Source organism: Dolichospermum sp. UHCC 0315A (genome assembly GCF_008121535.1).
Taxonomy (GTDB): Bacteria; Cyanobacteriota; Cyanobacteriia; order Cyanobacteriales; family Nostocaceae; genus Dolichospermum; species Dolichospermum lemmermannii.
The window spans coordinates 1,045,017-1,057,931 of sequence record NZ_CP043056.1; the positions used below are offsets into that span (position 1 = coordinate 1,045,017).

Genomic DNA, 12,915 nt, shown 5'->3' on the forward strand with positions numbered 1-12,915 from the left:
TCCCACCCCACCAAGGTAAATTTCCCTATTTCTGTATTATATCTTTACTCATTTTGATTATTTGCAGGTGACAACTGTTGTAATTTCAATTCTGCTTCGGAAATTTGTTTTTGCACTAATTGAAGTTGTCCTTCAGCAATCTTTTTTTGTGTTTCTAATAACTCTGTTTCCCTAACAATCTTTTGCATTCTGATTTTATGTGAATCAGTTCTACCGGGCTGAAAAATCAATCCTAGATACACTGTTACATTATTAGAATCAAGAGTATTTACACCCGCAGAAACATTAAACCCAAAATCATTTTCTGTATTCACAGGAGTATCAATAGAATGATTCAGCGGATATATATTGGGAAAGTTAAATACATTAAGATTGCTATTTTGATTAGGAGTCTGAAAAACATTATTGTAATCCCCTGTTACTTGAGAATTGCTATTAGTGCTTTGGGGAGCAGATTGAGAGAAAGCAGGTTCATTTACCAGTAATTCCGATATTAGCAGATAACTAATGCTAGTAGTAAAGAAAAAGATTTTTTTTGTGAACATAATTTGTTTTTACCCCTGATATTGAAGACAAAATTCCAGTTTAATCGATCAAGTATTACCCTTCAAAAATTCTAACTATGTAACCATGGATTATTCTAATTGAGAATCATGATCAATTCTTTATTTTCATTATCCAAAAATTTGTTGTTTTAAGGTACATAAATAATTAAAATATGCTGGATATCACCACTCCCTCCACTTTCTTGAGAAATCTGTGTGTTTGCTCCTATCAATTCTACTCGCAAAGTAGATCCAATAGACTTGTCAACACCATTAATTTCTATAATATTTTTACCTTTTTTTAAAAGCTTCAAAAGAGAAATTTCTGTACTATTACCTTCTATTTTTTTAATATTCTTGCCATTTAGTTTAATATTTCCAGAGAAATTATTGGCAGTATTAATTTTTAAAAGCAAGTTTTCTTTGAGATCATCCTCAGTTAAATTAATAGTCGTTTCTTGTTTGCTATCCTTGAGATAATGAGAATTAGCAAAAACTAAATTAGGCATGAAAACAGTCATACTTAGAGTTAAAATAGCGGCACAAAATGTCATGTTAACTATTTGCTTAATATTCATTTTTCCTTTGTCCTATTGTGTGGGTAATTAAAATATTTATTTTTTAAACATTGAATTTTTTAGGAAGAGTTTAGCAAAACTAAACCCTTACATAAAAATCACAAAAAACGAAAAATTCCTAATTTCTAGCGATTAAAATTCTTAGGTGTTTTAACATTTATAGGTATAACTACACTATTGTTAATAGTTGGTCGATTAACACCTGTAGGATTACCTCTACCACCTCGTATTTGCTGATTTACATTTTGTTGTTGTTCAGCTTGTCCTTGACCGCCAATATTCACTTGTGTTGCAGTAGAAGAATTAACATTTCCCGTACAAGGTCCTGTACTTTCCATTTCGATATTAGAACCTTGTTTCGCTGGAAGTCGGGAAATATTTAATTGGACACCAACATGGGAATTTACACACTGAGCAAAGGCAGATTCTGTAAATACTGTTGTCAAGCCAAGATAAGTTTATTCATGGTTAATCCTATGAGTTTAACAATGTAAGTTTGACCTTTTTACTCAGATTTCATTCCATTTTGAGAATAAAAGTCTAAAAGCACCCCCGCCCGTCTTTTGTTCTCTATTTTTCATTTCTGTCTGAGCTATACACTGACTTTACAGCATATACAACAGTATGTCAACTATTTGTGATAGGTATGTCAACTACTTGTTACAAAAGCTTAGAGTTTGTTAGCTCTTACGTCTCTTTTATGGTGATTGAGGATTGATGATAACAAAACCCTTACGGGACAAGGGTTATAAACAATTATTTCCATATTTTCAATGAAATGCCTACACAATAGGGCTTTTAATGATTTTGAACCAGGTTTTCCATAAAAATAACCGAAGAACCAGTTTGTTTAAAAAGATTTCATCTACATTAGCGGTTTTTCTTTCTATTTCTATATCTGAATTACGATGATTATTTAGGGCTTGCTGAATAAACCTAAAACCATTTATTAACAAAGGGTTTCGCGGATTTTTACCACAAAAAAGTGCAAGGTTTTGGCTGATGGTGTCTCAAAATAGGTGCATTTTTCCTTGTCGGATTTGGAAAATTGAGGATATCCATATAGCTAAAACTGTTCCCTGTTCCCAGTTAAGAGTTCCCTGCCTTCACAGACAACTTATTCAGCAAACCCTATTTATTAATGATTGAGCGTTAGCAGTTCCTATAGACACAAATAGACTATTTAAAAAAAATGAGAGATAAAGTAAATTTATTCATTCCCGAAGTTCCTGATAATTATTGTTTGATAGATGCAGAAACATTTATAGCAACCGCTAATACTATTTTTTATGAAGATGCCCTTTGGGAATGTAGATCCGAGAATCCCTACCCATGGAACGTCTCTACAAGGGTTACAGATAACAGATATGGCATATTTAATTTTCACTCCTATATCTAATTCGTAACTGATTGGGCTTCCTGATACATAATTTCCTGGAAGTGAATCATATCTTTTTGGGGATCAGCCAAACTAACTTTCACTAATAAATTTTCTCCCAAACTGACAGAACGCCGGAAGGACATAGGCAATTGTAAACCCAAATCTTCTAATAAAATTAGTCCTAAATTGCTATCTTCTCGTAACCACATTAATACCGTTACCTGCCAAACTTGTTCAGGATGACGACGTAAATATTCTAAAGCGTAATATCTATTAGTTTGTCGTTCCACCATTGTTGCTTCTTGAGTGATGCTGCTGACCGTCATCATCACTTCTTTGAGTTGTTCAGCAGAGAAGGGTAAACCTTCGCCGCGTAAATGTGCCTTTAATTGGAAGTGGGTGAGTAAGTCGCTATAACGACGAATGGGGGAAGTAGCTTGAGTGTAGGTATCTAAACCCAAACCAGCATGGCGCACTGGTGTAATGCTCATTTCGCTTTTAGGCATACAGCGACGCATCGCACAGGAACGGACGAAACCGGCTGGAAGCAGGAGCAGTTCTTCCTCTGGGGGTAATTCTGGTTGAGGTTGACCGCGAAAGGGCAGCGGGATATTATGAGTTTGTCCGTAACGCGCCGCCACTTCTCCAGCAAGAATCATCATTTCTGCTACTAATTGCCGAGACGAAGAATCATCTAAAACATCAATATTGATATCATCGTCTTTGACTTTGATCATCGCTTCGGGCATATTGATACTGATAGCACCTTGACTATAACGCCAAGTTTTGCGGATTTTTGCCCAATTAGCGATCGCCTCAATTTCTGGTTCTGCTTGAACTCCCAACTCCAGCATCTCATCCACATCTTGATAGGTGAGGCGGTAGGTAGGCTTAATTAAACCAGTGTGTATACAGTAATCTTCCACAGCCCCAACTGCATCTAAAATCACCCCAAAGCTGAGGGCGCAACAGACTTTCCCCTGAATTAAACTCATGGGACCTGTGGCCAACACCTCTGGGAACATGGGAATCATCCCCGTGGGTAAATACACTGTACTACCCCGTTTTCTGGCTTCCAAATCCAACTCATCATCTGGCATTAATAACCGCGTCGGGTCAGCAATATGCACCCATAACCGTTCCTTACCATCTGGTAATATCTCCCAACTCAAACCATCGTCTATTTCTGTAGTGCTTTCATCATCAATGGTATATACCTTGAGATGTGTGAGATCGAGACGGTTCGTATCTAAATCTGTAGGAGGAAAATCCCAACATTCTTGCGCCACTTCTAATACCTGATGAGGAAATTGAACGGAAATTGATGAACGGCGCAGGAACAGGTTTTCGTGGGAAGTCCACAAACCCAAATCTATCAAGAGTTGAAAGGCCGCCTGGGGCGTAGCAGAACGTCCCAGCATATTCATAGTTTCTAATACTGAGGCTGGAGGCGGACAAGCACGAGCCAAAGAATCATAGTTCACTTTCAGCATCACCACATCCGCCAGCAAAGTCGCATATTTTTCTAATGCGTCTAAACGCTGGCGATCCAGTCTTTGCCATTCTACCACTTGTCCCTGGAGCGCCTGTTCTATCCGGGCTAAAAATTCCTGCTGTCCCTTGGCTTTTTGTGATTCTACTTGAATCTGGTGCTTGCGTTCTGCTATTTGCGCTGCGCTGCGGGGTTCGTAAGCGTCTCCTTTTTGTTTGAAATAGAGTTTATCTTCTGATAACAAACAATGGGCTGCATAACACTGGGGAGGTGTGGATTCCGAAAATAGCAGATTTGCCAATTGGCTAGGAGTGACAGTTTCTCCATCTTCAATCAGTAGTTCCCAAGCTATTTCCAGACTTGATGGGTCTAGATAAGGCTGAACTTGACTTAAAAACTCAGCGATTTCCCCTGGTTTATAGGTTTGTCCGTTAACCGTGTAGGTAAATTGGTTATTTTTGATGTTATGGGATTGACCACGTTCATCTACTACAAACCAACTAGTTTTACCGTCTGGACGATCTATCACTCCAAGACGGCGATCGCCTTTAACCCTAAATTCAACTAACGTCCCCTTATCCACAACTGTCGCACTTTAATTTTAATATTTTGAGATTTTTAGACTGGAAATTCTGGATTAAATAACGGGTATTTAATCCTTTATTTAATAAGTAGGTGAACGGAAAAAAACCGTAGACGCGAAGCGGCTTCTCGAAGAGTAATATGTAACGAAAAGTAAAATCGCCCAAACCCTCTTCACTCTTGCCTCTTGCCTCTTGCCTAGTGCCATAACGACGATTTTTAATGCTAACCTACTTAATTTGCTGTGAGAAATGCTATTCCAGTTTAGAATTCCATCCTCAAATTTAGCGATATCGTACCATTTTTGAGAATGAATTAATTAAATGTTTTTAGCAATTTCCTAACATTAAATATTAAATTTTAGATTTTGGACTCAAAGTAACTGGGCATATCCATGCAACTGCTACTTTTTTGGATGATCATCCAAAATCCAAAATCCAAAATATTCTTAACCTTCGGCGTTAATGAAGGGCAATAAAGCCACAATTCGAGAGCGTTTAATGGCTAGAGTCAGAGCGCGTTGTTGCTGACAGGTTAAACCGGTGATTCTCCGAGGTAATATTTTACCACGTTCGGTGAGAAACTTCCGCAACAAATCTACATCTTTGTAATCAATGGGATCTCCGGGCTTAATTGGAGAAAGGCGACGACGATAGTAACTCATTCTTACTTAATTTCCTTGTGAACTGTGTGTTTGTTGCAGTGGGTACAGAACTTTTTCAGTTCTAAGCGGTTGGTTGTGTTCCGACGGTTCTTGGTACTGGTATAACGGGATACGCCAGGTGAACGTTTATCTGGATTTGTTCGACACTCGGTGCATTCTAGTGTCACTATTATGCGCGCACCTTTACTCTTAGCCATAATCTTAGAAACTGTAAAGCCTGGAGATAATTAACACAAATGGTTATTATCTCATATTTCGTGGAAATTTTGCAACTAACCGTTTAATTTTTATATCTAATGAATAACCCCGACGGGAAGAAACTATCATAGTCCGAAAAAAGCGGTCATGGAATGCCTGTCGCATCTGAGTATCGGATAAAGCTGCACCGCCGTCAATGATCAGGGGAAGTAATAGGACGACAGCAGCGGGATTGAGGATGATATTCCCCAAGAAAATGGATAATAATAAGCTAGAAAAGCAAATAATCCCTTCTCGCAGTAATAAGGTCTGAAATTGGGGGATTCTATTGACTATTTCGCCATTTGCAACTTCTAGGATCTTTAAATCAAATGCCCAACGGCCTAAACTTTGTCCCTGATTGTTGTAAACTACGATGACGCGGAAAATTAGCCAAGCAAAAATAAAAACAAAGATTTGGGTAAATTGAATCCCGATTTGATTACTTCTGAAAATAGAACTCAGGAACCATGCACAGAAGAAGTCAAGAGCTAAGGCCATACCTCGACGGGTAAGATCCCCTTTCGGGAAGTGTCTTTGATTGACTTTAACAAGAGTCATAGCCTTTACCTCGCTGGTGGTAAAATAGTGAGTTTATTTAGATTTGTATCAATTTACATCAGGATAAACTGATTAAACTCCATCTATAGCGATAAGCGATATCACTGTTAAAGATCAAGAATTTGAAAATGATATTATGGCAGAAATCAAAGCTGTGCGTCAGCAAAACCGCCAAAAATGAAATTTCGGAGATGTCTATTGACACTAACATTTGGATTCGCATTTTATTGAGAGGGTTAATTAACGGCGAGTCACATTACCAATTTTAGCAGCATTTAACACTATCGCGTAATTCCCCGTCCTCAACTCTTAGTAGGTCGGGGATGTAAGCGAGTCATAAAAGAAACGTCTGGATAATTAATTTTCAACACAGTTGAAAGAAATTATTCAGACAGTTGAATTTATGACAACTATATTTTATTTATTCCTTTGGGATCAATGTATTTATCTACAAAGCAAGCAGCTCCACGCTCATTGACTGTCCTCAGTGGTTAAATTAGATAATAGTAGTATACTAGAAAAACCAAGGGGGTGATTGATTATGGCGTTACGTAGAGCGACTTTCCGACTATATCCTAATAAACAAGTCAGTGAAATGTTGCACTACCACCGCAAACTTCATAAAGATTTGTATAATGCTGCTGTATCTAACCGCATTACTTCATATAAAAAGTTTGGTAAATCTGTTTCTTACGTTGAGCAACAGAACTGTTTACCGGATTTCAAAGAAGTCTGGATAGAATATAAAGTCATTAATTCCCAAGCATTACAAGCCACATTAAAACGGGTTGATTTTGCTTTTGGAAGGTTTTTTAAGGGACTAGGGAAGTACCCTAGATTCAAGCCAATTCGTCATTATTCTGGTTGGACTTATCCATCTTTTACGGGTTGGAAAGTACATAGCACAGGGGATAACGGCTATTTAGAATTATCAAAGATTGGTCAAATCCAAATGCGTGGTAAGGCTAGACTTTGGGGGCATCCTAAAGCTTTAGATATCGTTAACCGCAATGGTAAATGGTATGCTTCCATCGTCTTAGAAATTGATGATACTTTGTTAAAGAATAGCCGCAAAACTGATAATGGTGTTATGGCAATTGATTTAGGTTGTAATGATGCAATTGCTTGGACAAATGCTGAAGAAAATGGTTTAGTGGCTGCACCTCGGTTTTTCCGAAAAGCAGAACAAAAAAATCAGGAGTTGGGTAAATCAAAACGTCGAAAACGTTCTCCCAATTTCAAAAAGAAAGTTAAGGCTTCTAGAAGGTGGAAGAAAGTTCAGAAGTTAGTTAGTAAACTTTCGAGAAAAGTTGCTAACCAAAGACAGAACTTTGTTCACCAAGAAACTACACGAATAATCAGCGGTAATAGCACGGTAGTTACTGAAAAATTAGAAGTCAAAAAAATGAGTGCCAAAGCTAAGAAAGGTAAACGTAGAAAACAAAAGGCAGGACTAAATAAATCAATTCTTGATGTGGGAATGGGGATGATAAGGGACGCTCTAAAAGCGAAATTATCAGACATTGGTGGCTTGTTTGTAGAAGTTCCTACAAAGAAGGTAAAACCATCTCAAACCTGTCCAAAATGTGGGCATCAAGAAAAGAAAACTTTAGACCAACGGACTCATGTTTGCCATAACTGCGGGTATACCCAACAGCGTGATATCGCCGCCGCAGAAGTAATGCTACTTTGGTACTCAAATAATCTACAGGGGTTAGGAACTAGCCTCTCAGACGTGGATGATTCTAGCTCTACTTCAAACACCAGCAAACGCAAGAATGCTGGAAGTATGAAGCAACTGGGTCGTGCGAAGCGTCAAAAATCTCAACTTACTCATGGGGATGTAGAAACCCCATCTTCAACGAAGTAAGATGGGGTAGTTCATTGATCACAAATTCCAGTTATTTGTGTATCTCTATTAAATAGACTTTTAACTCTTCTATGACCAATGACAAATCTTCCAAACGCTTACCCAATCAACGTTGGCAAGTTGCAGCAAAAAATCCAGAAGCTAGTTTAATATTAGCGAATTTAACAAATATCTCGCCAATTATCAGCCAATTATTAATTAATCGGGGCATGGAAACCCCAGAAGATGCCAAGATATTTTTAGATCCCGAATCTCTGATTTTACCTTCTCCTCTCGAAGAATTCCCTGATTTAGCTGCGAGTGTGGAATTATTGGAATTAGCGATCGCCAATAAAGAGAAGATAGCTATCTGTGGAGACTATGATGCTGATGGTATGACCAGTACTGCAGTACTGCTGAGAAGTCTTAGGGCTTTGGGCGCTGATGTTGATTATGCTATTCCTAGTCGAATGCACGATGGTTATGGGATTAATAACCGGATTGTCGAAGAGTTTCATGATGAAGGGGTGAAACTAATTCTGACGGTGGATAATGGAATTTCTGCGGTTGAACCAATTACTAGAGCCAGAGAACTGGGCTTGAAAGTTATTATCACAGATCATCATGATGTTCCCCAAATATTACCTCCAGCTAACGCGATTCTCAACCCGAAACTAATAGCTGAATCTTCTCCCTATCGGGGTGTGGCTGGTGTGGGTGTGGCTTACATTTTAGCCGTTTGTTTAGCCCAACAATTAGGAGAAATCAAAGGTTTAGTGCAGCCACTGTTAGCTTTATTTACCTTGGGAACTATTGCCGATTTAGCCCCTTTAACCGGTGTGAATCGTCGCTGGGTAAAACGGGGTTTAAAGTTATTACCAAAATCTAATTTACCAGGGATACAAGCATTAATTCAAATTGCCGGAGTTCAAGCCAGCGAAGGAGAAAAAAATCAAACTTCTAAATCTTTAAAACCCGAAGATATTGGTTTTCGATTGGGACCACGAATTAATGCTATCGGCAGAATTGGTGATCCACAAATTGTCATTGATTTACTCACAACTGATGATTTTAGTATTGCACTAGCCAAAGCTATCCAATGTGAACAAACTAATACTCAACGTCAACAAATGTGCGAGGAAATTGAAAAAGAAGCCATTACCATTGTTGAAGATTTATATATAAACTCTTTACAAAAAGACCGCGTATTAGTTGTTATCAAAGATAATTGGCATCATGGTGTTATTGGGATTGTTGCTTCTCGCTTACTAGAACGTTATGGTGTTCCTGTATTTATTGGAACTTACGAAAATGAAACCATAATTCGGGGTTCAGCGCGAGGAATTCCTGAATTTCATGTATTTGCAGCTTTAGATGCTAGTCGGGATTTATTAGGTAAATTTGGGGGACACAAAGCTGCGGGAGGATTTTCTTTACCAGCGGAGAATTTACCAGAATTGCGGTTGCGTTTATCTGCATTTGCAAATCAGTGTTTGGAACTTCAACACCTTAAACCGCTGTTGAAAATAGATACTCAAGTTAATATTCACGAAATTAACCAGGATATTTTTCAGCAGTTAAATATTCTTCACCCCTGCGGTATTGATAACTCAGATCCAATTTTTTGGACTGCTAATGTCCAAGTGATTGAACAGAAAATAGTTGGGAAAGGTCACATTAAATTAACTGTATCCCAAACTATAGACAATCAGCGTCAAGAAATTAAAGGCATAGCATGGCGTTGGGGTGATTATTTTCCCTTACCATCAAGATTGGATATTGCTTACAAACTGCGTGAAAATAACTTTAATGGCAAAACTACCATTGAAATGGAGTTAGTAGGTGCAAAACTCCCAAATCACGTTGTTGAACTTTTCACTAATTCACCAAATCTATCACGGGCTAGTTTTGAATATAAACAGCGTCAATATACCTGCGGAATCTATGAAAATGGTATAAGTAGAGAATTAAGAGTTAAAAATTCTGAAGGTAAAGTTTTAGTCATGCGACCAGAAGATAAATTTGGTTTGTTGGGTTTCAACCGCGAAAATGCTGAACAGGTAAATCTATCTCAACCCATATATGAGGGAATTGTGCAAAATGCAATTCAGGCTTTGTCTACCTCTGTGCAGAATTAAAGATTAAAAACTCTCTTAAATGGGTAATTTAAGATTCTATTATCTCCAACGGGTAATTGGTGATTAGACAAAGCATTACCAATTACCAATTACCAATTACCAATTACCCAATTTACAGGTTGCCGTTGCGAAATGCTAGAACGAAGATGACTATGGGTCCTGAAATCACAATTAGTCCCACGCAAGTTAACTGCAAGACGACTTCCCAATTGATGTTAGCTAAAATGTCCATTTTTTCCTCCCAATGATTTTAATGGTTTAAAAAGATTTAATAATTCAATGACAAAACCCGCAACTTATCATATCTGTTTAGGGGATCTAAAATTTAATTTACTTCACAAAATTATAAGAAAAGTCATAAAAAAGTAGAATAGCAGGAATACTAGAAGGTTAAAAATATGGCTACTTGGCAATGTATAGCTCAGTGTGGGGCTTGTTGTAACCTGACACCAGCGGATCGTCCAGATATAGAAGAGTATCTTTCACCACCTGATTTAGAACTTTATCTCAGTATGGTCGGTGAGGGAGGATGGTGTGTAAATTATGATCATGGTACGCGAGAATGTAAAATCTATTCTACCCGTCCTTGGTTCTGTCGTGTGGAAGCAGAGACTTTTGAGGAGATGTATGGGATTGAAGCGGAAGATGTGAACGATTTTGCGATTGATTGCTGTCATCAGCAAATTGAGGGGGTTTATGGCGATCGCAGTTTGGAACAAATCCGCTTTGATCAAGCCGTCGGTTTTTGATTTAATTCATATAATTATTCTCTCATTGTGTTTTTTAGCGCAGTAATCAATGGGAGATTTATCTTTATGTACCTAAATTTTGCTACTGCTTACAAAGTTTCTATACTATCCCATATATCTAACAATAATTTCAAGCTAGATAAATGATTCATTGATTCACATCGCTTTTTTAACGCATCTAGATACTTTTTATCCGCTACAACTTTTGGATTTTTCTTGCTATAAAACAAACCAAACTGTCCGAGATATTCTTGTAGATAGTGTTTATGAAATCGCGCTTTCGTGCTAAAAGTACGTCCAGTTGGACAGCAGGACATTTCTTCAGGATCATTGACTAAAACATCGTAATATGTTTTAAAATCTGATAAAATTGTGGAACTTTTAATTAAAGGATATTCGTTAGGAATTTCTGCATTACCTAATGCCCATGTTTCAAAACAGCAATGCTGAATTATTATATGAATCTCTGTTTTTGAACTATCTATATTGTAGCCAGATTTGAGTGCATCAAGTTTAGATTTAAGTTCATGAAAACGAGCAGTATAAGAATGTTCTTCAGAGTCAATACATATAAAAAAATGGTTGACATTACCGAATTTTTCTATATCAATTAGACAAGCTTCCAGTCGAGAAACTTCTGAATTGTTATTCTGTCTATCAACCATACTCGGATAGCCATTACCTGCAATAATTCGACAAGTATTCATTGTCATATCTTCAGGTCTAACAACAAAAGTTAAGCTAGGAAATAAATGTTGTAACCATGCTTTATATACTTTTGGTTCAGTCTTGCCCCCCTCTACTAAAAATAAAAGATTCACGCAGAAAATTCCTCACTATCAAGTAAATTAATTAATTGAGTAAACTTATCTAAGCTAGAAGCTGTATCAAGTGCTGGAATATCAGAAGCTTTTCTAACTTTGACTTTATTTCCAGATTTACTAACTATTTGCCAAGTTTTCCAAGGAATATTATTGATAATATATGGATGATGGCTAGTAAGTATAAACTGTATATCTGAGGATTTATCAAGGATGAAGTCTGTTAAATCTGGCATACAATTAATTCCTAAACTATTTTCAAATTCATCAATTAAAATTACTGATTCTTTAGGAGCGGAAATTACTTGAACTAAAAAAATTAAAGTACGAAACATACCTGATGAAATTTGCTTTTGAGGAATCCACTCTAAACCAACTTCTTCAATTTCAAAGAATATCAAAACATTATCACCATTTAAGCATTTCTCACTAGTAACTCTGACATTATTTACTTGTGGAAAAATATTAATATAATATTCTTTAATTTCCTTGAAATCATCTGGAAAAGTTTCCTGCAACCAAAAAGCCTTTATGACTGGTAAAGCACCAGCAAAAACTTCTTTAAAACTGGAATTAGCAGTAATTTTTTTTAAGTTATTAATAGTAGTAATTTCTTTTAGTCCGTTAATAATTGTAGTCATATCATCATAGTCATCCGCAAACGTAAATCTCTGGCTTTCAGCCGTTTCAAAGTTGAATATTAATCTTTTAAATGCTTTACGGACTGGAATAATCAAATCTTCTTCTGAAAGAAGATTAATTGCACTTTCAGTTCTTTTCAACTTAGGCAATTTTTCGTTATTGAATTTTGATTCTAAGTGAGTGCGGAGAAGTATCTCCAATTCAGAATCACCATCATATCGAACTAATTTTTCATACACAATTTCAGTCTGTTTTGACTCATTTACATCTGAAAATATTTCTTCTTTCTTAGTTGAAGAACTTTTTAACTCCCATCTATAATCTTGTTCTAAATGAGAGAAATTGATACTCCATTCTAAATCATCTATATTGCGATTTCTACCTTTTGCAACATTACAAATCAAATGAAGCGCTCTTAAAATTCTTGTCTTTCCAACTCCAGAACCACCGACAAGTAAATTTAGATTCTCAAATTTAACTTCCTCAATGTGCCAATTTTCTTTATTGTTACTGAATTTAAAACTCTGTATTTTCATATTTCTTACTTTTCTTAACAAGCAATTATATAGAGAATCTCAAATAACTTCTGAGATGAATATCTTCAATTCGCTCTATATCCGGTATTTTAGCACTCAAAGTTATGATCAGAGATTTTGTTTTAGATTACTTTTTAATA

General features: G+C 36.7%; 13 protein-coding genes. 3 read left to right on the forward strand and 10 right to left on the reverse strand.

What is annotated here, in order from left to right; translation table 11 throughout:
* Window positions 1-44: 44 nt before the first annotated feature.
* From BMF77_RS04880 to BMF77_RS04910, 7 genes are all read right to left on the reverse strand, one after another.
* A complete protein-coding gene (locus BMF77_RS04880; protein ID WP_148761092.1) occupies window positions 45-545 on the reverse strand; it encodes a hypothetical protein in 501 nt (166 codons plus the stop codon).
* A gap of 149 nt (window positions 546-694) precedes the next feature.
* Window positions 695-1,123 carry a hypothetical protein gene (locus tag BMF77_RS04885; RefSeq protein WP_148761094.1) on the reverse strand — a complete coding sequence of 143 codons (429 nt, stop codon included), beginning with the start codon at window positions 1,121-1,123 and terminating at the stop codon, window positions 695-697.
* Between the two features lie 125 nt (window positions 1,124-1,248).
* Window positions 1,249-1,569, reverse strand: coding sequence for a hypothetical protein (locus BMF77_RS04890; RefSeq protein ID WP_148761096.1), 321 nt, complete (start codon window positions 1,567-1,569; stop codon window positions 1,249-1,251).
* A gap of 949 nt (window positions 1,570-2,518) precedes the next feature.
* Window positions 2,519-4,579, reverse strand: coding sequence for a ribonuclease catalytic domain-containing protein (locus BMF77_RS04895; protein WP_148761098.1), 2,061 nt, complete (start codon window positions 4,577-4,579; stop codon window positions 2,519-2,521).
* A 447-nt stretch (window positions 4,580-5,026) separates the two neighbouring features.
* On the reverse strand, window positions 5,027-5,242 hold the full coding sequence (rpsR, locus tag BMF77_RS04900; protein ID WP_015083502.1) for a 30S ribosomal protein S18: 216 nt from the start codon (window positions 5,240-5,242) through the stop codon (window positions 5,027-5,029).
* Between the two features lie 2 nt (window positions 5,243-5,244).
* A complete protein-coding gene (gene rpmG / locus BMF77_RS04905) occupies window positions 5,245-5,439 on the reverse strand; it encodes a 50S ribosomal protein L33 (RefSeq protein ID WP_010998585.1) in 195 nt (64 codons plus the stop codon).
* Between the two features lie 46 nt (window positions 5,440-5,485).
* Complete coding sequence (locus BMF77_RS04910; protein WP_148761100.1) at window positions 5,486-6,040, reverse strand: RDD family protein; 555 nt, start codon at window positions 6,038-6,040, stop codon at window positions 5,486-5,488.
* Window positions 6,041-6,581: 541 nt separating this feature from the next.
* On the opposite strand from BMF77_RS04910, the gene BMF77_RS04915 reads away from it, so the two are divergent.
* Both BMF77_RS04915 and recJ read left to right on the forward strand, forming a co-directional pair.
* Window positions 6,582-7,910: an RNA-guided endonuclease TnpB family protein gene (locus tag BMF77_RS04915; protein ID WP_148761102.1), complete on the forward strand. Its 1,329-nt coding sequence runs from the start codon at window positions 6,582-6,584 to the stop codon at window positions 7,908-7,910.
* Between the two features lie 71 nt (window positions 7,911-7,981).
* Window positions 7,982-10,027 carry a single-stranded-DNA-specific exonuclease RecJ gene (recJ, locus tag BMF77_RS04920; protein WP_148761104.1) on the forward strand — a complete coding sequence of 682 codons (2,046 nt, stop codon included), beginning with the start codon at window positions 7,982-7,984 and terminating at the stop codon, window positions 10,025-10,027.
* Between the two features lie 112 nt (window positions 10,028-10,139).
* Here recJ and psb30 read toward each other — a convergent pair whose 3' ends face one another.
* Complete coding sequence (psb30, locus tag BMF77_RS04925; protein WP_028084264.1) at window positions 10,140-10,259, reverse strand: photosystem II reaction center protein Ycf12/Psb30; 120 nt, start codon at window positions 10,257-10,259, stop codon at window positions 10,140-10,142.
* Window positions 10,260-10,425: 166 nt separating this feature from the next.
* Here psb30 and BMF77_RS04930 point away from each other — a divergent pair, with 166 nt between their 5' ends.
* A complete protein-coding gene (locus BMF77_RS04930) occupies window positions 10,426-10,776 on the forward strand; it encodes a YkgJ family cysteine cluster protein (protein ID WP_148761106.1) in 351 nt (116 codons plus the stop codon).
* Window positions 10,777-10,865: 89 nt separating this feature from the next.
* Here the strand turns inward: BMF77_RS04930 and BMF77_RS04935 are convergent, their stop codons facing one another.
* Both BMF77_RS04935 and BMF77_RS04940 read right to left on the reverse strand, forming a co-directional pair.
* A complete protein-coding gene (locus tag BMF77_RS04935; RefSeq protein WP_148761108.1) occupies window positions 10,866-11,597 on the reverse strand; it encodes a hypothetical protein in 732 nt (243 codons plus the stop codon).
* Window positions 11,594-12,775 (reverse strand): AAA family ATPase, encoded by a 1,182-nt coding sequence (locus tag BMF77_RS04940; protein ID WP_148761110.1) that lies wholly within the window; start codon window positions 12,773-12,775, stop codon window positions 11,594-11,596. Before BMF77_RS04940 ends, BMF77_RS04935 begins: the two co-directional genes overlap by 4 nt.
* Window positions 12,776-12,915 lie beyond the last annotated feature (140 nt).

Coding starts and splice junctions, on each gene's coding strand:
- BMF77_RS04930 (WP_148761106.1), top strand. CDS start 10,426: ATGGCTACTTGGCAATGTATAGCTCAGTGTGGGGCTTGTTGTAACCTG.
- rpsR (WP_015083502.1), bottom strand. CDS start 5,242: ATGAGTTACTATCGTCGTCGCCTTTCTCCAATTAAGCCCGGAGATCCC.
- BMF77_RS04880 (WP_148761092.1), bottom strand. CDS start 545: ATGTTCACAAAAAAAATCTTTTTCTTTACTACTAGCATTAGTTATCTG.
- BMF77_RS04885 (WP_148761094.1), bottom strand. CDS start 1,123: ATGAATATTAAGCAAATAGTTAACATGACATTTTGTGCCGCTATTTTA.
- BMF77_RS04915 (WP_148761102.1), top strand. CDS start 6,582: ATGGCGTTACGTAGAGCGACTTTCCGACTATATCCTAATAAACAAGTC.
- BMF77_RS04940 (WP_148761110.1), bottom strand. CDS start 12,775: ATGAAAATACAGAGTTTTAAATTCAGTAACAATAAAGAAAATTGGCAC.
- rpmG (WP_010998585.1), bottom strand. CDS start 5,439: ATGGCTAAGAGTAAAGGTGCGCGCATAATAGTGACACTAGAATGCACC.
- recJ (WP_148761104.1), top strand. CDS start 7,982: ATGACCAATGACAAATCTTCCAAACGCTTACCCAATCAACGTTGGCAA.
- psb30 (WP_028084264.1), bottom strand. CDS start 10,259: ATGGACATTTTAGCTAACATCAATTGGGAAGTCGTCTTGCAGTTAACT.
- BMF77_RS04910 (WP_148761100.1), bottom strand. CDS start 6,040: ATGACTCTTGTTAAAGTCAATCAAAGACACTTCCCGAAAGGGGATCTT.